Below are 20978 nucleotides of genomic sequence, written 5' to 3' on the forward strand. Positions count from 1 at the left end.
CAACAAAACTTTACCCTATTAAAAATCATAGCTTAAATACTTACAAAACCAATACAAGTTGGACGAAAGGCATAAAAAAGCAGATAACTGAAATCTCAGCTATCTGCTTAAAAAATAAAGTTTAAATTTAAGCTTGAGTTACATGAATCCGTAGCTCTTTTGGCAAACTAAATGTGATGTTTTCCTCACGACCATTTAATTCTTGTGGCGCGGTCGCACCCCAATCCTGTAAACGTTGAATTACTTGCTTAATTAAAATCTCAGGTGCAGATGCCCCTGCTGTCACACCAATCTTATGATTTGAGTTAAACCATTCTTGCTGTAACTCATCTGCATTATCAATAAGATAAGCATGCTTGCCCATACGTTCAGCCAACTCACGTAAACGATTCGAATTTGATGAGTTTGGAGAGCCAACAACCAACACCACATCACATTGTGTGGCTAAATCTCGTACAGCATCTTGGCGATTTTGTGTGGCATAGCAAATATCATCTTTACGAGGCCCTTGAATTTGAGGGAATTTATTGCGTAAAGCATCAATCACTTTAGCAGTATCATCTATAGATAAGGTTGTTTGGGTCACAAAGGCTATTTTTTCAGGATGATGTACTGTTAATGAAGCAACATCATCTTCATCTTCAACCAAGTAAATTTCACCACCATTTTTTTTGTCATATTGCCCCATGGTACCTTCAACCTCAGGGTGACCTTCATGACCAATTAAAATTGCTTCAGTTCCTTCACGGGCATATTTCGTGACTTCAATATGTACTTTGGTGACCAATGGACAGGTTGCATCAAAGACTTTTAATCCACGGCGCTCTGCTTCTTGTTGAACTGCCTTAGATACGCCATGTGCACTAAAAATAACAATATTATCGTCAGGCACTTCATCCAACTCATCCACAAAAATTGCACCACGCTGACGTAGATCGTCAACCACAAATTTGTTGTGAACCACTTCATGACGTACATAAATAGGTGGATTAAAACATTCAAGCGCACGATTGACGATGGCAATTGCACGATCTACACCTGCACAAAATCCACGCGGATTAGCCAATACAATTTCCATAAAACCCTCAATGCTCACTTCAATGGTTGGATATATTTTATCGATTAAACACAAACAATGTGTAAAAACAGTTTTGTTTGTGTTCGCTCTACTCTAAAATAGAGAAGATATTTTATCATATCAGGAAAAATATCATGTCGGGTCTATTGTTTGTCGTTTCTGCGGCATCAGGAACAGGCAAAACATCTCTCGTTAAAGCGCTGCTTGAGCGTGTGAGCAATTTACACGTTTCTGTTTCACATACGACTCGTGGTCAGCGACCTGGCGAACTCGACGGTGTTCATTATCACTTTACCTCTAAAGAAAACTTTCTTGATCAAGTGAATCAAGGTGGTTTTATTGAATATGCAGAAGTTTTTGGTAATTATTATGGTACTGCGCAAACAACGGTAAGAGACCAATTGGCGAAAGGCCATGATGTGCTACTTGAGATCGATTGGCAAGGTGCAGAACAGGTTCGTAAACTTTTTCCTGAATCTAAACAAATTTTCATCCTCCCTCCTACTCAATTTGATTTACGTCAGCGTCTTTCAAATCGTGGTACAGACTCGGTTGAAGTCATTGAGCATCGTTTAAGTTGCGCGGTGGAAGACATGCAACAATATGTCAATTTTGAGTACATCATTATCAATGATGATTTCAATAAAGCGTTACATGATTTGGAATCTGTGATCAATGCCAACCGCTTAAAAATAGATCAACAGGCAAATCGTCATCAAGCTTTAATTACCAAACTGATTACACCCCAGTCTTAATCGTATTTCAATGCTTTCTAAATAAGCTTCGATTAAAACTTGAGTCTATAGTGAAAGCATTTTATACTGCACAGTCTATTTAAAAAATTTGTATTCAAACGAGAACTCTTATGGCACGCGTAACCGTTGAAGATTGTTTAGACCATGTGGACAACCGCTTTGAGCTTGTACTAGTGGCAAGCAAACGCGCGCGTCAATTGGCACGTCAAGGCATTGAACCGACTGTTGAGTGGGACAATGACAAGCCGACTGTTGTTGCATTACGTGAAATTGCGATTGGTCATGTGACTAAAGATATCTTGAAGCAACGTGATCAAGATTACCAAACGTCTAGTCTTGACCTTGCTTTATCAGCAAACAATCTTAATCTTGAAGGTTTTTCTTTCCAATAAGCTAAGCCTTTATAAAAAGCCTAGTTTTTCAACTAGGCTTTTTTATTTCAGTTATTTTGCAAAAAGTTTTGCCAATCAATCGACAAAATTCAAATTATTTGTTAAAAAAAATAGATATATTTGATGTCTAGAAATTGACAAGCGGCTCAATATGCTTTTCATTAAAGCATTAGGAAAAATATTTCAAATTTGTAATTTAAGATAGGTGTTCTATGCCAGGCCAACAGGTCAGCCAATCCAAGCAACAGCTGAATGTAATTATCGACGCTTACTTAAAACCAAGCGATGTCGAGCGAGTACTTGTGGCTTGTGATTATGCTGATATTGCGCATGATGGTATTACACGTAAAAGTGGTGAACCCTATATTTTACATCCGATTGCGGTGAGTTGTATTTTGGCACATATGCGTATGGATGCTGAAACACTCATGGCAGCACTATTACACGATGTGATTGAAGATACTGATTTCACCAAAGAAGATATCTCTGAAAAATTTGGTAAAACCGTGGCCGAATTGGTCGATGGAGTTACCAAACTCAGCCATTCCAGCGATAAAGAATATAATAAAGCAGCATCTTTTCGTAAGATTCTACAAGCCACCTTACAAGACCCACGTGTCATTATTATCAAACTCGCTGATCGTTATCATAATATGACAACACTGGGTGCTTTACGCCCAGATAAACGAGCACGAATTGCGCAAGAAACCTTTGATATTTTTGTTCCCATGGCACGCCTTGTCGGTATGAATGAGATGGCGGATAACTTAGAACATTTGTGTTATCAAAATCTCGATCTCGATATGTACAATGATGTACAAGAAAATTTACTCAAAACCAAACCAGAGCGCTGTAAATATCAATCGGTTTGGGAACAAAACTTAGCTGAACTGCTCAATAATTATAATATTCAAGGACGCATCAAAAAGAAAAATAACAATATCGAACTATTACGCCACTTTGTAAAAAACGAAATTGACTTACAAGAACTCACCCACAGCCACGCTTTCGAAATTATTTTACAAAGCATTGCCGATTGTGACCGATTGGTTGATGCCTTACGAGAAAATTTCCAAGTCATCGACTATGAAGACCACATCCGTCGGCCATTACCAGGCGGAAACCAATCTTTGATGATCAAACTCAAAGGTGAGCGCACAACATTGTCTTTAACCATTCAAACCGAGCTGATGCGCAAAGCTGCGCGCTTTGGGGTGGTTCTTGGTGAAAACGCTCCACAGGCATGTCGTTCAGCGATTCAAGCGTCGATGAAGAATTTAGATATTCTTGTCGGGGGAGAGTGTGCAAAGACTACATTTAGCGACCTCCTTGATTATCTACATCAAGAAAAAATCTGGGTCTATACACCACACGGACAGCTACATGAATTGCCTCAAGGTGCTACAGCAGTTGATTTTGCATATTCAGCAAGTCTGTTTTTAGGTAACCATGCTGTTGGTGCTAAAATTAATGGTGAAATTAAACCCCTTTCAACACCTTTAGTCAGTGGTCAGGTGGTTGAAATTATTACCGATGTATTGGCAACACCAAATCCAGACTGGTTAAGTTTTATTAATACCCAAAAAGCACGTCGTGCGATTCAGAACATCTTGCGTGACCAAGATCCCGATGAACAACGTTTAGTGGGGCAACAAGCGCTTAACCGTGCTTTAAAATTATTTAGTCGCTCAACTAAAGACTTGTCTGAAGCAGATTGGAAGGATTTATTAGAGTGGCGCCATGTATCTAATAAAGACACCTTATTTGAACAAATTGCAGTCGGTGACCTACTACCGCAACTAGTCGCCAATCATTTATTTGCTCAATCCAAAGCCACTGAGGAACACGCTTCTAAGCGCTTGATTCAAGGTACCGATGGTGTCGATGTTAAGTATGCGCACTGTTGTAACCCTGTATTGGGAGATCCAATTCAAGGACATTTATCTCGTCGTGGTTTAATTGTACATCGTGCACGTTGCCATAATTTATTGCATGAGCAACATTTACACCCTGAAAACATCATGTCTTTGCACTGGACGTCGGAAGAAGAAGACGATGTTAACTTCAATGCTTATTTGAGTATTGACCTTGTTTTAACTGATGAACAAATTTCAGAATTGATTTACTTATGTCGTAAAGCAAAAACTGGGGTTGAATCAGTCCGTTCTCATGAAGATAAAACTTATGTGAATATCGTGGTCAATAATCGTAAACAAATTGCGCAAATCATTCGTGAATTACGTATGCAATTTGGTTTTCCTCGAATTAGTCGGATGTCCATGCCCGTTTCAATTAACGAGGCGCTAAAAGCAAAAGCGTGCTAAATTAAGATCTGTAATGTTTATCGAGAGTCTTCGATGCACTTTGCATGCTATTCATCCTTTATGATGAAATGATTTGAAATCAAGGAGAAATCAATGTCCCGCCAAGTGATCCATACTGAAAATGCCCCTGCTGCAATTGGTACTTATTCACAAGCTATTTTAGTAGACAATACATTATATCTATCAGGGCAAATTGGCTTAGATCCGTATAGCATGGAGTTGGTTGAAGGCATTGAAGCGCAAATTCGACGTGTTTTTGATAATTTAAAAGCAGTGTGTGAAGCCGCAGGTGGTTCTTTAGCAGATATTGCAAAGCTCAATATTTTTCTGACTGATTTATCAAACTTTCAATTGGTTAACCAAATCATGGGCGAATATTTTGCTCAACCTTACCCTGCTCGTGCAGCATTAGGTGTTGCATCATTACCTAAAAATGCGTTGGTTGAAATGGATGGCATTGTCATTATTCCTCAATAATAGCAGCCAAACTAATTGTTTGATTTTAAATAATTTAAAAAATAAAACTAAATACTACCGATCAGGTGGTATTTTTTTATTCAAAAAGCCAATAAAGATTAATGATATTTCAAATTAATCCCATTGACAAATGATAACAATTATCAATAATATTAGATATCGCATTTAACCTTAGGGTTGAGTTTCATGTACGTTTGTTTATGTCGTGGTATTACAGATCAAGATATCAAAGATGCAATGGCAAATGGTGCAGAGAGCTACCGTGAAGTACGTGAATTATTAGACTTAGGCACGTGCTGTGGTCGCTGTGCTCCTGAAGCAAAAAGCATTATCAATGAAGAGCTATCACTTATTGCAGCACGTATTTCTGTTGCCGCATAGTTTTAAATCCAAAGATTCAAGCATAAAAAGTTTATATAAATAACGACAATAAATAAGTTTTTTAATGATCCCCAGATCATTCTCCTCCCCCGCTTCGACTCAAGGCGGGTTCGTTTTTTAATCAATCTCTTTTAGCCAAAACGACATCCCTACTGTTTTTGATTGCGATTTTCATTTGCCGTTCCATAAACTACTCGTAACCCTCTAAAAAGTTGATTAATATAGAGCCATATCGAATTACCTTAATCATTAAATTTCAATGACTCAGTTTAAATTCACATTAAGGTACACAATTAGAATGGAGTTTTAGCCATATGCAAGGCAATCGAGATGTAATTAATCAACTCAATCAAGTGCTTTACCATCACTTGACTGCGATTAACCAATACTTTCTACACTCGCGTATGTTTAATGATTGGGGAATCGAAAAACTTGGTTCGGCTGAATACAAAGAATCTATTCGCCAAATGAAGCATGCGGATAAGATCATTGAACGTATTCTTTTTTTAGAAGGCTTGCCTAATCTTCAACATTTAGGAAAGTTGTATATTGGTCAACATACGGTTGAAGTTTTAAACTGTGATGTACGTAAAGTAAAAGAAAACATAGATGCATTGAAAACAGCTGTTGAGCTGGCTGAAAGCAACTTAGATTATGTGACTCGTGATCTTGTTCAAGAAATTCTTGAGAAAGAAGAAGAATTTTGGGATTGGACAACGACCCAACTAGATCTCAGTGAAAGTGTTGGTATAGAAAATTATATTCAAAGCCAACTCTGATTAATTTTTAAATATCACAAAAAAATCCCCCAATTTACTGGGGGATTTTTTATTTTATTTCAAAATGTAGTGATACAAACACTATAGTCATCACAATTCACTTTTATGAAAGGGTATTATTTTCCTGCAACAGATACAGGTAATAGATCCTGATATGATTTCTCTTGCCCATGCAGTGTCTTCAAAATCCATAACTGATGCTCAGCTTCAACTTTTTTACCATTAAAAGCCAAGACCTGTGCATATTTCTGAATATCATATGCTGAAGCTAAGTTTGCCACCATGCGCCCCATATATTGCAACTGCTGATCCGACATTTTGCTATATGGATTTAGACCAATCCACCAGACACGCTCCTTAAATTGCGTCAGCAACAAAATATCTTGATTCATCACTGCTTGCTGTGAAGCACTTAAAGGTGTTTTCTTATTTACGAATACGCTTTGTTGGCGATATAAGATATAGTCTCGATAAATCACCCCCACCAAGACCAAACCAATCACAATAATACTTACTGCAATCGAAGACTTTAAGTTCACTGCAGGCAAGCGAGGATATTGAGCCTGAACGACACCTAATAAAAAACCTAAAGGAAGTAAGAAATATGCATAGTGAATTGGGTATTCCAATAAAGCATGAATCAAAATGGCACAGACCATCAATCCCGCTGCAATTGAAACTGCATCTTTGATGCCTTTATTTAACCAATACAGCCAACATGCGACATAAACAATAATTAATCCACCAATCGGAATACCATTCCAAATCAGCAAATCCAAAATCACGTTATGTGCCGTTTTATACCATTCATGTGATGGATATAAATCAAAAGCGGCGATTTGCGCCATCCCCGTTTGGTTCCAGCCATAACCAAACCAAGGCTTTTCTGAAATTGCGACTAAGGCTTGATTCCACATATCTAAACGGAGATAACCTGAAGATGCTCGCTCGACTACTGAAGCTGTCTGTGTTACTTCTTGTGTTGATACAGAGGCAATCCACTGATTCAGCATTGGTAAGCAAGTAATCAACGCAATAAATACACCACACCATGCGAGTAATTTTACAAAACCAAAGCGTTTAGTTTGACCGAATTGTTTGATGATCAAATAAATCAATGTGAACAAACATACCACCCAGGCAGTACGAGATTGGGTTAATGCAATGGTCAATAGAAAAATAAAAGTTGCTGGTCCTAGTATGTAATTTGGCAGTATTTTCTTTTCATAAAAGTATAAACATGCAAATATTCCCATACACATAAACGTTGCCAGATTATTCGGCTGGGCAAAGTTTGCATATGGACGGTTTTCGCGTAACCTATTCATTAATGGGCTAAAATAATCATTTATATTTAACCATTGGCAAATTGCAATAAAACTTGAAAGCATCGCACCCGTAAAAACCACAAGACTAAATACTTTAAAGACTTGTTCTCTTTGTCCCTTTTCACCTACTGCTAAGTTATAACCAACAATCAGCATCATCCAGAACATGACAATATAGGCTGTACAGAGCAATGCATTACTTAAATACAAAATCTCGCCAAAGCCCCATTGAATCAATGGAATTGCCAATATAGGTAATATAAGCAATTGTGGTTTCGGTATTTTTAAGTCTTTATTTAGAAAAGCACTGAGCAACACTAAAGCAGATAGAAAAGTAAGTGCTTCACTACCAAAGGTTGTCCAAGGCATTTTATGGATCGGTAAAAGCCATGCAAGCAAAAGCAATACGGCTGAAAGAAGATAAGGGATGGCTTTCATAGGAAAAGTGAAAAGAAAAACTGAGGCTATTATAAGCTCAGTTCTAGAGGTCTATACAGTTATTTCCATGCTTATATTTCCCTGCTTAGCATCAACTTTAAAAGACGATATATCGAATATTACTCAAGAAAGGAATTCAAATTGCATGAAATCATAATGACATACATAGCTTATAAATATTCTTTTAATCAGAATAATAGAAGGTCAATAGGATAAAGCATCCTTAAATATCATTTCCAATTCATCCCATACTTCAATGAGCAACTACTCTTCTAGTAGCATGAAAAAATTAGCAATACATTTGTTTTATAAGTAAATTTGGTTATTCAATCAAAATAATTTTTTATTTTCGAGCAATTGCAAAAATTAAACTGACATTAATTGTCACTTTTTTACACAAGATTACATCCAAAAAACAGATAAAAATAAAAATCTTGTAAAACATTACATTCTCACTAGAATCTAATTGTGTCTGATAGCCATTGATTTTTTGATATTCAATAGCTACATAAAATTGCTTAATAAAGCTATAAAAATTTTTAAAACATTGGAGAAAAGTTATGAATGCTCAAAAAGGCTTTACGCTTATCGAGTTAATGATTGTTGTCGCTATTATCGGTATTCTTGCTGCGATTGCTATTCCTGCTTATCAGGATTATACAGTGCGTACTAAAGTATCTGAAATGATTGTTGGTGCTTCTTCACCAAAAAGTTTAATCAGCGAAGCGTTCCAAACTGATGGTGTAAATGGAGTAAAAGCAGCGGCTACAGAGTATAATGCTCGCGGTTCTAGTGAAAAATCAAGTAAATATGTTGGAGATATCGCAATTGATGATGCCACTGGTGCGATCACAGTAACGTCTGTTGGTAATGGCGATAGTGGTTTACCAGCAGCAGCACAAGGCAAGACTATTGTCTTCACTCCAAATGTGCAAAAAAAAGGCCTTGGATCAAGATACAGTGGGTTCAATCGATTGGGCATGTGCTTCAGATAAAAAGACTACGGCAACCGACCGTGGTTTAACTGCGATCACTGATGGAACTATGCCTTCAAAATATGTACCATCTGAATGTCGTTAATATTTAGTTTTGTAATAAATATTTAATTAAAGACTGGTTCGCCAGTCTTTTTATTTATAGGTATATAAAAGATCTTATGCGAATAATAAGCTATCTAAAACAGGATTTCCCTTTACCTACTCTAAGAGATTTTGGCTATATATTTTTGCTTATATGCTTACCAAATATTATTTTTTTAACTTTAACCTTTTATGCCACAGTTTCTCGCCCACTATTTAATATAGATTATTTAATTGCATTATTCTTGATATTATTACCTTATAATGCATTACGTTTTTTGGGAATATTACTTTTAATATTGGGAATGTTTGCCGATATTTTGATGTTCGTGGTCCAAATCTTTCCTTTTATGGATTTGGCAGCGGTTCGCTATCTCATATCTTTTATTCCACAAGCTCCCAGTAATTACCTGGTTTTAATGTTGTTTTTCATATTATTTATGTTGAGTGTGGTATTTGTATCTCTTTATTTTTCTAGCCCTAAACGCTTAAAACCGCCTTATCCTCATTTTATAGTATCCCTTTTACTTATTATTGGTTATGTTGCAATGACATTAGGTTTAACCTATACCAATTTTAAAGCGATCTTAGGTCGAGATAACTATTATATTGCAAATAGTCAGACATTACTTTATAAAAAAATCATTCAAGATGATTTTACCAGTTTAATTAATGTTGTCCCAAAACTTGAACCATTAGACGAACGAAAAATTCGAATCGCAGAACAATTACAATCCCCCTATTCAGATAAGATTTTATTTATTGTGGCGGAATCATGGGGAGAACTGCGCAACCCTCTAGCACAAAAAGAAATTTTAAAAAATGTTGAAGCACAACAGCATTACTTGGATTTTATCAATTCGGGTACTTCTCGAGCATTAGGTGCGACTGTAGTAGGAGAGTTAAGAGAATTATGTGGTTTAAAGCTTGCGAATAGTGGTTTTGCTTTAGGGAAGCTGGATAACAAGCAATATGTAACCTGTTTGCCAAATATACTGAAAGCAAAAAACTATCAAACCATTGCATTACACGGCACAAGTGGTTTGCTTTATGACAGGGTGGAATGGTATCCGAAAGCAGGTTTTCAACAGGCTTTATTTGGCGAAAATTTTATGCAATTACGTCGCTGTGCTGCATTTAAAGGGGCTTGTGATAGTGCACTGATGGGGGAGGTAGTAAATATATTTCGACAATATCAGAAAAAACAACTATTTTTTTATTGGATGACACTTACATCTCATCAACCTTATGCAAAACAAGATATTTATAATAATCGCTTTGACTGTAAGAAATTTGCTATGAATCCCAAGGGAGATGCTTGTCGTAATGCACAATTACAAACACAGTTTTTTGATGATCTTGCACAAATGATTCAAAACCCTGAACTACAAGGTACGGAGGTTATTGTTGTGGGTGACCATCAACCCCCAATGTGGGGGGAAGACGACATTTCACAAATTATTCCATGGAAAATTAGCTGGTTGCATTTACGGGTTAAGTAGAATAAAGGTAAAAAAGTTTTAAGTTAAACCATTTTAAATCAAATAAATAGATATCATTATGGTTGTTAGTTAATATTTTTCAATTGATAGTTGGGAAGCAGGACTATGTCAAAACAACAAGGATTTACCTTAATAGAGTTGATGATTGTCATGGCAATCATTGCTACTCTTGCAACAATAGCAATCCCTGCTTATCAACACAATACAGTTCGAGCAAAAGTTAGTGAAGCACTCATACAGGCAGGCTCTGTGAAAGTACAAGTCAGTGAAGCTTTTGTTGCGGGTGGAATGCCAGCATTGGTAGCCCTTTCAACCAGTTATAATGCAATTTTAGCCAATGAAAAAGCAACCAAATATATTGATGATATTAAAATAGACAATAATGGCGTGGTTACAGTTACTTTAACTTCCAATGTGGACACAGGAATCCCTAGTGATGCTCAAGGTGAGACTCTCGTCTTAACTCCAAATGTACAAGGTTCAAAACTTGCAGGAGATAGTGGTAGTATAGATTGGGCATGTGCTTCTACAAGTAATGATAATGCAACTACTCGAGGTTTGATTGCAGAAGTAGGTACATTACCTACAAAATATGCGCCCCCAGAGTGCAAATAATTTAATAAGATGAATAACTTTAATCAATATATCAGTGGATTAGAGTGCTTTAAGGGTGATGCATGATAGGATTCAAAGTTATTAAATAAAGAAGATAGCTTATCTTATGAAGCTGTTAAGCCTTACGGAATTAGAGAATATAATGATTTTCGTTAACAAGTAGAGGCTATTGAGTTTGAATTTTCAAATAGAAATATCTCTTTTAAATGAATTAATTGGTAGTTCCGTTAATTTTAAGTCATTCAAGGTCATACTAAATAAGCTCTAAATTTAAAACAGGAATATGCAATTGTAATGTCTAAACGCTTAAAATTTTTTCTCTCGCACTTGGTGATCTCAGCGTGTATAGCATTGCTCGCGCTTGGATTATTTTTCTTTATGTGGTATCCATCATCACTTACTACTGCTGTTGGTGTCACACAAATCTTTTTGATAATGCTCGTGATTGATTTCATCATCGGCCCAATACTTGGATTATTAGTTTATAAAGAAGGCAAGAAAACACTCAAGTTTGACCTCAGTGTAATCATTGTTATTCAAATCGCAGCACTATGCTATGGGGGGTATAGTATTGAGCAAGGTCGTCCTACATGGTTGGTATATAATGTCGATCGTTTTGAATTAGTACGAAAAAATGAAATAGTAACAGATCATCTTGATCAAGCTTTGCCACAATACCAACAAGTTTCATGGTTTAAGCCACAATATGTTGCTGTTGAATTTGCCAAGGATAAAAAACAACGTGGCGATGATATGTTTGCTGAAGTTTTGGGCGGGATTTCATTGGCACAAAAGCCCGAACGCTATGTCGATTTTGCTCAAGCAAAACCACAGATTAAACATTCGGCAAAAAAATTATCAGAACTAAAAAAATATAATGAAGCTCAACGTGTCGAACGAACTCTGCAAAAATATTCACAAGCCGATGGCTTTCTGCCTTTAAAAGCCAATGCAATAGATATGACAGTATTAGTGAACACAAATACTGGTGAAGTAGTAAAAATTGTAGATTTAAGACCTTGGAAATAGTCTAAATGCTTAACGTGCTTACCCATATATAATTACGGAGTAAAATTAAAGTTCAGTAGTACCTTACAAACTGATTCAAAATTGCATTTTTACCTCAGTTCATATAAAAGTAAAAAATGCACTTTACTCCAAACTTATTTTAATTCACAATGATTGGATTGTTTGATAATTCATTTACATTATTAATTTGACTATATTTATTCCCATAAAATAAATTTAAAATTTGACCAATTTCTAAAACACCATTACTCACTGCAGTTCGATAATTTTTGTTTTTAAGTTCAGCAATCATCACATCACAAATTTGTTGCCACGTTTGCTGTGTAGTGGCTTGATGAATTCCACGATCTATCACAATTTCGACTGTCTTTTCACACAAGTTTAAATACAGCAATACACCACTATTATACTCAGTATCCCACACGCCCAATTCAGCAAACAATTGTTGCGCTCTTAAACGCGTATTTTGATGATATGCCTGATGACTTGGAATATGCCCTTCGATCACCACTTGTATTTCACCGATATGACCTTCTTCTGCCTGCTTCACCGTTTGTGCAATTGCATGCTGATCTTGCTTTGAAAAATAGCGTTTCGAGGCAGGCATATATAAAACGTGCTTTAACCAACGTTTAAAGCTCGGTTGTACCTGTTCCTGTAACTTCGGTTCAGTTACAATTGCTGTTGTATCTGTTTTTGTTACCATGAGCCTGATGCTCCTCCACCGCCGAAACCACCACCGCCGCCACTATAGCCCCCACCACCGCCACCGCTCCCACCACGTCCACCACCAGATAAGAACATTTGGAAAATGAGTTGTGCCAGTGATGTAATCAATAAAAAGAATATACCAAAACCCAAAACTAAGCTCATTACAATCCCTGAGCCATAAATAAGACCCGCAGCGGTTGCTGTTACTCCTGCAACAGCCGCGCTTAAACGATTGCCCACAATAAATGATGCAAAGATACCAATCACCAAAATCACCATAGCTGTGGTCAAGGTTCGATCCTTTGCTTCTTGTTCTTGCAACGCTTGGTTTTGACGCTCTTTTAGCTCATCTGCGGCTTGTTTGGCAATTTCAGGGTCAAGGTTTAAAATACGCTCAATTTCATTGACACCCGCCTGTAAACCTTGAGCATATTGTCCTTGCTTAAAATCCGGTGTGATTTGATTGCGTATAATGCGACTAGCCACAATGTCGGGGAGTACACCCTCCAAACCATAGCCTGTTGCAATATGGATTTTATGATCATTGATTGCAACTGCAATCAATAAACCATTGTCTTGCTTTGCTGAACCTAACTTCCATTGCTCAGCAACACGCATTGCAAAATCAAAAATACCTTCTTGCCCTGTGGTTGGAACAATGATAATCCCAATTTGTGCTTTACCTTGGCGATAAATATCACGAATTTGTTTTTCTAAATTTTGCTTTTCAGCTGTAGATAAAACATTGGCTTGATCAACGACAGGCTGGTTTAATGTGGGAATATTTCGAGCACTTTCACCCTCTGCCATATCATTGGCAACTTGTGGTACGTTTTGTACGGGACTTTGGGGTGCTTGCTGTGTAGTTGGAGTTTGTTTTTGAGCATCTGTGGGTTTTGAGCCGATCACATTGGGCAAATTGGCATTGGGTACTACTTTACCCAAAACAATTGCGTCTTGTACCTCCTGCTCATCTGTGGCTGTCGCAGTTTCAGCCCAAACACTCGATTGAACAGAAAGGATCAGTCCAAAAAATACAAATAATATTGTACTCATGTTTTTCATTACTGATTTTTCTCTCCATTCAATCATAGTTCACCTTTTATTGAATAATGAAAAATATTCTCACCCTATCTTTTATCTCAAGCGTTAAAGACAGAGAAATAAAATCACATCATTAATTAAAATTAACTGTTGGCGCTTTCGATGCACCTGCTTCAGCACTAAAGTTCGGTTTAGCTTTCATACCAATCACTTTGGCAGTCATTGCTTGAGGGAATTGACGCACATAGGTATTGTAATCTTGAACAGATGCAACATAACGTGTCCGTGCAGTACTAATACGGTTTTCAGTCCCTTCCAATTGAACCTGTAAATCACGGAATTGTTCATTGGCTTTTAAATCTGGATAATTTTCTGTCACCGCTAAAAGACGTGATAATGCACCTGTCATTTGTGATTGTGCTTCTTGGTATTTTTTAAACAATTCGGGATCGTTCAATACTTCTTTGTCTACTTTCAAACCTGCGACATTGGCACGTGCCTCAGTCACCTCAGTTAAAACTTTTTCTTCATGGGTTGCATAACCTTTGACCACATTCACCAAGTTAGGGACTAGATCTGCACGACGTTGATATTGGTTTTCAACTTCAGACCATGCCGCATTTACAGACTCATCTTTAGCTTGCAAAGTATTATAGCCACAACCTGAAAAAGCTAAGGTGCTTGCCAGTGTAAGTGCAACTAAACCTTTTTTCATTGAATTCATTGCCAATTCCTCAAAGATATTTATTTGTATTTGTTGATATCTCTGCATTCTATACAGTTTAAGGCAAAGTTTTGTTTAATTTCTGCTACCTAGCCAAAGATGAAACAATTAAATTTTTGCATGTTTGATAGAAATTGCTGAAGAATGCCTTAAACCAAAACCTTTTTAAATGTTTAAAATTATCTAGACCTGACTAAATTAACTTTGCATTGCTATCGCCCAAATACTCTGCGCGTTGATCAAGCTGCTCTAGTGTTTTACTCATTAAATTATAATCTGATCATCAGCAGATAAATTTTTAGCTTTATTTTTTTATTTAAATTATTCATTTAGAGTTTAAACATCTTTTAAAGATACAAAAAAGCCACCCTCAGGTGGCTTATTGTTTAAGTTTACTTTTCTTCTTCGTCTTGTTGCTCAGGCAAATCTTTCACTGCTTCTGCAATTAAACCAAACATATAGTTACCATAGGCATTGGTTTTATCATAATGAAAGCGCAAACGAGGCGTTATACGAGTTTTGATACGACGACCTAATTCGTGGCGTAAGAAACCAGATGCTTTATTTAAGACATCTAAAGTTTCTTTATTTGCCACTTCACTTTGCTCATCGCCAAGTTCACGCCCCATCACGGTAACGTAAACTTCTGCATAACCTAGATCTGGACTCACTTTCACCGCAGAGATGGTCACAAGACCACCTAAGCGAGGATCTTTAAGCTCTTGGCGAATCAGTTCTGACAACTCACGTTGTACCGTATCTGCCATACGCTTAAGACGTTGACTACCCGCCATTAAAGACTCCGTTTAATCAACTGAACATCATACACTTCGATTTTATCAAGTGCTTTGATGTCTTTATAACCTTTTACTGCAAGACCACATTCCATACCAGCACGAACTTCTTCAACCACCTCTTTATAGCGACGAAGAGATTCAAGCTCGCCTTGGAATACCACAACATCATCACGTAGTACACGGATTGGTTTATTACGATGCAATACACCTTCGAGCACCATACAACCTGCAGCAGCACCAAACTTACTTGAGTGGAATACTTCACGAACTTCTGCAACACCCAAAATTGTTTCACGGTGTTCAGGTGCAAGTTTTCCGCTCATTGCTGCTTTCACATCATCAATAAGTTGATAGATGATTGAGTAGTAACGAATATCGATACCATCTGCATCTGCTTTTTGACGCGCGGTATTGTCTGCACGTACGTTAAAGCCAAGAAGTACCGCTTCTGAAGATTCAGCAAGGGTCACATCAGACTCAGTGATTGCACCCACGCCCGAACCGATTACACGTACTTTAACTTCGTCAGTTGCAAGATCAGCAAGTGCAACATGTAACGCTTCCAAAGTACCACGAACATCAGTTTTAAGAACAACATTTACAATCGGCACATCTTTCTTGCCCATTGATGCCATAATGTTCTCAAGACGCATTGCACTTTGACGTTCAAGACGTTTTTGACGCTCACGGTCCATACGCGCATCGGCAACTTCACGTGCTTTTTTCTCGTCATTAACAACAAGAACTTCATCACCCGCCATTGGCGCTTCTGGAAGACCTAAAATTTCAACTGGAATTGAAGGACCTGCAGATTGAATACGTTGACCATTCTCATCGGTCATCGCACGAACACGGCCGTAAGATGCGCCTGCAAGAACCAAGTCACCTACTTTCAGTGTACCGTTTTGAACAAGAATAGACGTTACCGCACCACGGCTATTGTCTACACGTGCTTCAATTACAACACCTTGTGCAGCACCTTCTTCAGACGCTTTCAACTCTAACATTTCAGCTTGAATTGAAATCAAATCTAGAAGTTCGTCGATACCTTGACCTGAGTGTGCTGAAACCATTGCAACTGGTACATCACCACCCCATTGTTCAGGCACGATTTCTTTGGTTGTCAATTCATTCAATACGCGATCTGGATCAGCTGATTCTTTATCCATTTTATTGATTGCAACAATAATTGGAGTACCCGCAGCACGTGCATGGTCAATTGCTTCCGCAGTTTGTGGCATTACACCGTCATCCGCTGCAACAACAAGTACCACGATATCAGTCGCTTTGGCACCACGTGAACGCATTGCAGTAAATGCAGCATGTCCAGGCGTATCCAGGAAAGTAATAATTCCTTTATCCGTTTTAACGTGATAAGCACCAATATGCTGTGTAATCCCGCCCGCTTCGCCTTGCGCAACTTTGGCACGACGAATCCGATCCAGTAACGATGTCTTACCATGGTCAACGTGACCCATGATTGTCACAACTGGCGCACGTGTTGTTTGTGCACCACGTGCTTCTTCAGCTGCTTCAAGTAAGTTATCTTCAGCTTGTGTATCAGATACACGAACTGGGTTGTGACCCATTTCTTCAACAATTAATGCCGCAACTTCTTGCTCAATGGCTTGGTTCTGAGTAACAAGCTCACCCATTTTCATCAGTGATTTAATTACTTCACGAACTTTAACTGCCATTTTTGCTGCAAGGTCTGCAACAACAATAGTTTCTCCAATTTCAACGTCATAAACTTGCTTTTTAACTGGTTTCTCAAAACCATGTTTATTCGCTTGACTGGTTTTTAAACCACGTTTATGCGGGTTATGGCTGAAAGATTGCTCTTCCTGACCACGACGACCACCTTTCTTAGGAGAACGTGTATTTGCAGTATTGGTACCACGTTTGATTTCACGGTCTTCTTTTGCAAATGAATCTTCATATGCTTGACCAACCAAACCTGCAGCCAACGGTGAATCATCAACTACACGAATCGTTGTCGCAGTTTCATCAGAAGAATACTTAGACGCCATTTGACGCATTTGCTCAAGCGTACGCTGTTGAGCTTCTTCTGCCGACTTACGACGAGCTGCTTCTTCAGTCGCTTTCAGTTGTGCTGCTTGAGCTTCACGTGCACGTTTCTGCTCAGGGGTTTCAATTGTTTTTACTGTTGCTTTAGTAATCGGCTTATTGGTCGATTTACGTTTTACAACAACAGCTGCTTTTGGTGTTTCTTTTGCAGCAGTTTGTTGTTTTGCAGCAGCGCGCATTTTTTCTAAATTCGCTTTCGCTGAGCTTTCAGTCTTTTCAACTCCAGCCACAACAGTATTTTGCTGTACTTTTTGAGTTGACGTCGCTTGAGCATTTGCTTGAGCTTTAGCCAAAGCTTCCGCTTTGATTTGTTCAGGATCTGGCTTAGTAAACGTATGTTTCTTACGAACTTCTACGTTAATTGTCTTCGCTTTACCTGAAGTACTCGCAACTTTAGCCGTACTTGTCGTTTTACGTTTCAACGTGATTTGTCCTGCTTGTCCCGTATCTTGACCATGTGCTTTTTTCAAATGGTTCACGAGAACATCTTGCTGTTCAGTAGAAATTTTATCTTCAGCCTGTTTTTGTGGCAATCCAGCTTCACGCACCTGATCAAGGAGCTTTGCAACAGGAAGTCCTACGCTGACCGCTAACTCTTGAATTGACTTATCCGTCATGTATTACCTCCTAGTTAAACCATGATTCACGTGCTTTCATAATCAATTGACCTGCTTTCTCAGCGCCTAAACCGTCGATATCAGAAATATCATCCGTTGCTTGGTCAGCTAAGTCATCGATTGTTACCACACCACGTGCTGCTAAAGCATGCGCAATTTCAGAAGTCATTCCTTCCATCGCAACAAGTTCTGGACTTGGGTCCTGAATATCTTCTTGTTGCTTTAATGCATCAGCCAAAGCTGCTTCTTTTGCACGACTTTGTAGCAATTCAACTGTATCTGCATCTAATTCGATTTCATCGAAAGTTTCCGCAGGCACATAAGCAATTTCCTCAAGTGAGGTAAAGCCCATTTCTACTAAAGCCATTGCAAGATCTTCTTCAATATCAAGACGTGTTACAAACATGTCTAAATACTGTTGAGCTTCACTTTGTTGACGAGCACGGTACTCATCTTCAAGCATCATATCTAATTTATAACCCGTAAGCTCTGATGCTAAACGGACGTTTTGACCTTGTGATCCAATTGCTCGCGCAAGTTGATCACTGGTTGCAAAAATAATGTCTGCTGTACGTGCATCTTCATCAATCACAATCCCGGATACATCCGCAGGCTCTAAAGCACTTGCGATATATTGAGCCGGATCATCAGACCACACGACAACATCAATACGTTCACCATTTAATTCAGACTGAACCGCTTGGATACGTGTACCACGCATACCAATACACGCACCGACTGGATCAATACGATGATCGTTGGTCTTAACCGCAATTTTTGCACGTACACCTGGTTGACGTGCTGCTGCTTTAATCTCAATGATTTCTTCAGAAATTTCAGGAATTTCTTTTTTCATTAATGCAATCAGCATTTCAGGTTTAGCACGTGACAACAATAATTGCGCACCACGACCTTCACGGTTCACATTATAAAGAATTGCATTCATACGCTGTTTAGGGCGAAGAATTTCTTTAGGAATCATTTCTTCACGTGCTAAATAGGCTTCTGCGTTATCACCTAAGTCTATAATGAAGCCATCTTTGGTTTGTTTTTTCACTTCACCGTAGATCAGTTCACCCACTTTAGCTTCATAAGCATCCGCCACTAAAGCTCGTTCAGCTTCACGAATTTTTTGCACAATTACTTGTTTGGCAATCTGTGCTGCAATACGACCAAAATCAATTGATGGTACTTCTAACTCACGGATATCACCAATTGACCATTGAGCAGGATCAACATCAGAAATCGCATCTTGACATGCTGGCATTTCATGATCTTCATCAGCAACAACTTCCCATTGACGGAAAGTGCTGTAATCACCTGTCTTACGATCAATTTCTACACGTAACTGAGCTTCTTCCGAATTCGTTCCTTCGTAGAATTTCTTTTTTGTCGCTGCAACCAAAGCCTGTTCAAGCGCTTCAAAAATTGCTTCACGACTTACACCTTTCTCATTACTTACCGTTTCAACGACGGTGAGAATTTCACGTGCCATAAGTCACCTATTTATTCAGATTTCTATTTCTGGATTAATCCTGAAAGATCAAATTCGCTTTGTCTATATTGTTGCTATCGATCTCAAGTACGTGCTGTTGTTCAACTTCAACTTGAATGAATTCATTTTCTAAATCTACAGCAATTAATTTTGCTTGGAATTTACGGCGATTTTCAACTGCAGCAATCAAACGCAATGCAACTTGTTGTCCGATGTATTTTTCTAACTGTGCCAACTGGAAGAATGGTCGATCCCAACCTGGAGATGATACTTCTAAAGCATATTCGCCTGAAATTGGATCATGTACATCTAATATTGCACCAACTTGCTGAGTCACACGTACACAATCTTGTACGCCAATACCACGACCCAATTCTGCTTCACCCTCTTCATTAATCGTTGGTTCAGCATTTTCCACCACATCTTTATCGATATAAATACGCAATAAAGAACGCTTACCTTGAGGAATAAATTCGATTCCCCAAAGTTCTACATCACAAGCTTGCACTGCAGGAGTGATTAGGTCTTGAAGTGCTTGAGTTTTATTTGATAGCTTCATTTACTCTCGTCATATTTGTGCGATTCAATCGCTCATCGGACTAATTCAAACTTACTATAGTGAAGCATGTCTTTTTGACCAATTGATGTCCACACCACACGATAGCCAATAAAAAAGGGCGTAATCGCCCCTATTATCGCACAGTAAACCGAAGTTCACTATGCAAAAAAGACCCACCTATCTGTGAGCCCTTTTAGAAACTTGGTAGCGGGAGCTGGATTTGAACCAACGACCTTCGGGTTATGAGCCCGACGAGCTACCAGACTGCTCCATCCCGCATCAGCGTTGCAAAATTATACACAAGAAATTTAATTTTTTCAATCCATCATTGACAGATACATTGAATTTCTTGCTTGATTAAGTTGCACCTTAATCAAAATGGTAGCGGGAGCTGGATTTGAACCAACGACCTTCGGGTTATGAGCCCGACGAGCTACCAGACTGCTCCATCCCGCAACAACATTGCAAATTCACACATAATATAAATTTTTCAACTTACATTATCATTAACTAAGTTGCATCTTAATTAAATTGGTAGCGGGAGCTGGATTTGAACCAACGACCTTCGGGTTATGAGCCCGACGAGCTACCAGACTGCTCCATCCCGCATCAATGTTTTTTTCAGCTGCTAACACCAACAATCTGGTTCATTGTTGGTGCGGAAGGGGGGACTTGAACCCCCACGCCCGAAAGCACTACCACCTCAAGGTAGCGTGTCTACCAATTCCACCACCACCGCAGCTGTGACGCATTCTAGTCGCATCAT

At 38.3% G+C, this 20978-nt stretch carries 19 protein-coding genes and 4 tRNA genes; 10 read left to right on the forward strand and 13 right to left on the reverse strand.

From position 1 onward, the window contains the following. Positions 1-127 precede the first annotated feature (127 nt). Entirely contained in the window at positions 128-1078 is a 951-nt protein-coding gene (ispH, locus tag AC4CVF_RS17005; RefSeq protein ID WP_419358995.1) for a 4-hydroxy-3-methylbut-2-enyl diphosphate reductase, read from the reverse strand. Between the two features lie 134 nt (positions 1079-1212). Here ispH and gmk point away from each other — a divergent pair, with 134 nt between their 5' ends. The 6 genes from gmk (at position 1213) to bfr (ending at position 6186) form a co-directional block, all read left to right on the forward strand. Further along, positions 1213-1833, forward strand: coding sequence for a guanylate kinase (gene gmk / locus AC4CVF_RS17010; RefSeq protein ID WP_336952290.1), 621 nt, complete (start codon positions 1213-1215; stop codon positions 1831-1833). A 110-nt stretch (positions 1834-1943) separates the two neighbouring features. Beyond that, positions 1944-2225, forward strand: a complete 282-nt coding sequence (rpoZ, locus tag AC4CVF_RS17015; protein ID WP_004718302.1) for a DNA-directed RNA polymerase subunit omega — start codon at positions 1944-1946, stop codon at positions 2223-2225. A 212-nt stretch (positions 2226-2437) separates the two neighbouring features. Continuing rightward, entirely contained in the window at positions 2438-4549 is a 2112-nt protein-coding gene (locus tag AC4CVF_RS17020) for a RelA/SpoT family protein (RefSeq protein ID WP_483770404.1), read from the forward strand. 93 nt (positions 4550-4642) lie between these two features. Further along, positions 4643-5026, forward strand: a complete 384-nt coding sequence (locus AC4CVF_RS17025; protein ID WP_004718306.1) for a RidA family protein — start codon at positions 4643-4645, stop codon at positions 5024-5026. Positions 5027-5212: 186 nt separating this feature from the next. Then, entirely contained in the window at positions 5213-5407 is a 195-nt protein-coding gene (locus tag AC4CVF_RS17030; RefSeq protein ID WP_004718308.1) for a bacterioferritin-associated ferredoxin, read from the forward strand. Between the two features lie 314 nt (positions 5408-5721). Beyond that, positions 5722-6186, forward strand: a complete 465-nt coding sequence (gene bfr / locus AC4CVF_RS17035) for a heteropolymeric bacterioferritin subunit Bfr (RefSeq protein ID WP_336952292.1) — start codon at positions 5722-5724, stop codon at positions 6184-6186. A gap of 116 nt (positions 6187-6302) precedes the next feature. Here the strand turns inward: bfr and AC4CVF_RS17040 are convergent, their stop codons facing one another. Then, entirely contained in the window at positions 6303-7952 is a 1650-nt protein-coding gene (locus AC4CVF_RS17040; RefSeq protein WP_490789748.1) for a PglL family O-oligosaccharyltransferase, read from the reverse strand. Positions 7953-8512: 560 nt separating this feature from the next. Here AC4CVF_RS17040 and AC4CVF_RS17045 point away from each other — a divergent pair. The 4 genes from AC4CVF_RS17045 to tfpZ all read left to right on the forward strand — a co-directional run bounded on the left by AC4CVF_RS17045 (position 8513) and on the right by tfpZ (position 12177). After that, positions 8513-8947 (forward strand): pilin, encoded by a 435-nt coding sequence (locus AC4CVF_RS17045; protein ID WP_490789749.1) that lies wholly within the window; start codon positions 8513-8515, stop codon positions 8945-8947. 161 nt (positions 8948-9108) lie between these two features. Beyond that, the gene (locus AC4CVF_RS17050; protein ID WP_490789750.1) at positions 9109-10533 is read left to right on the forward strand and encodes a sulfatase-like hydrolase/transferase; all 1425 of its coding nucleotides are present in this window, start codon (positions 9109-9111) and stop codon (positions 10531-10533) included. Positions 10534-10638: 105 nt separating this feature from the next. Then, a complete protein-coding gene (locus tag AC4CVF_RS17055) occupies positions 10639-11148 on the forward strand; it encodes a pilin (protein ID WP_490789751.1) in 510 nt (169 codons plus the stop codon). A gap of 294 nt (positions 11149-11442) precedes the next feature. Further along, positions 11443-12177, forward strand: coding sequence for a TfpX/TfpZ family type IV pilin accessory protein (gene tfpZ, locus AC4CVF_RS17060; RefSeq protein ID WP_490789752.1), 735 nt, complete (start codon positions 11443-11445; stop codon positions 12175-12177). 139 nt (positions 12178-12316) lie between these two features. On the opposite strand, the gene AC4CVF_RS17065 is transcribed toward tfpZ, so the two are convergent. The 11 genes from AC4CVF_RS17065 to AC4CVF_RS17115 all read right to left on the reverse strand — a co-directional run bounded on the left by AC4CVF_RS17065 (position 12317) and on the right by AC4CVF_RS17115 (position 20951). Beyond that, positions 12317-12883, reverse strand: coding sequence for a TPM domain-containing protein (locus tag AC4CVF_RS17065; protein WP_490789753.1), 567 nt, complete (start codon positions 12881-12883; stop codon positions 12317-12319). Next, positions 12877-13980, reverse strand: coding sequence for a TPM domain-containing protein (locus AC4CVF_RS17070; protein ID WP_490789754.1), 1104 nt, complete (start codon positions 13978-13980; stop codon positions 12877-12879). Before AC4CVF_RS17070 ends, AC4CVF_RS17065 begins: the two co-directional genes overlap by 7 nt. A gap of 85 nt (positions 13981-14065) precedes the next feature. Then, positions 14066-14656, reverse strand: coding sequence for a LemA family protein (locus AC4CVF_RS17075; RefSeq protein WP_151802279.1), 591 nt, complete (start codon positions 14654-14656; stop codon positions 14066-14068). A 392-nt stretch (positions 14657-15048) separates the two neighbouring features. Beyond that, positions 15049-15450, reverse strand: a complete 402-nt coding sequence (locus AC4CVF_RS17080) for a ribosome-binding factor A (RefSeq protein WP_336952301.1) — start codon at positions 15448-15450, stop codon at positions 15049-15051. Further along, positions 15450-18158, reverse strand: a complete 2709-nt coding sequence (infB, locus tag AC4CVF_RS17085) for a translation initiation factor IF-2 (protein ID WP_336952302.1) — start codon at positions 18156-18158, stop codon at positions 15450-15452. Before infB ends, AC4CVF_RS17080 begins: the two co-directional genes overlap by 1 nt. Positions 18159-18168: 10 nt before the next feature. Continuing rightward, positions 18169-19653 (reverse strand): transcription termination factor NusA, encoded by a 1485-nt coding sequence (gene nusA / locus AC4CVF_RS17090; protein WP_336952303.1) that lies wholly within the window; start codon positions 19651-19653, stop codon positions 18169-18171. A 34-nt stretch (positions 19654-19687) separates the two neighbouring features. Beyond that, the gene (gene rimP / locus AC4CVF_RS17095) at positions 19688-20212 is read right to left on the reverse strand and encodes a ribosome maturation factor RimP (protein WP_490789755.1); all 525 of its coding nucleotides are present in this window, start codon (positions 20210-20212) and stop codon (positions 19688-19690) included. A gap of 202 nt (positions 20213-20414) precedes the next feature. Next, positions 20415-20491, reverse strand: a tRNA-Met gene (locus AC4CVF_RS17100). A gap of 100 nt (positions 20492-20591) precedes the next feature. After that, positions 20592-20668, reverse strand: a tRNA-Met gene (locus AC4CVF_RS17105). Between the two features lie 76 nt (positions 20669-20744). Continuing rightward, positions 20745-20821: transfer RNA gene (locus tag AC4CVF_RS17110), tRNA-Met, on the reverse strand. A 45-nt stretch (positions 20822-20866) separates the two neighbouring features. Continuing rightward, positions 20867-20951, reverse strand: a tRNA-Leu gene (locus AC4CVF_RS17115). Positions 20952-20978 lie beyond the last annotated feature (27 nt).

The organism is Acinetobacter sp. LipI_19, from assembly GCF_058242925.1.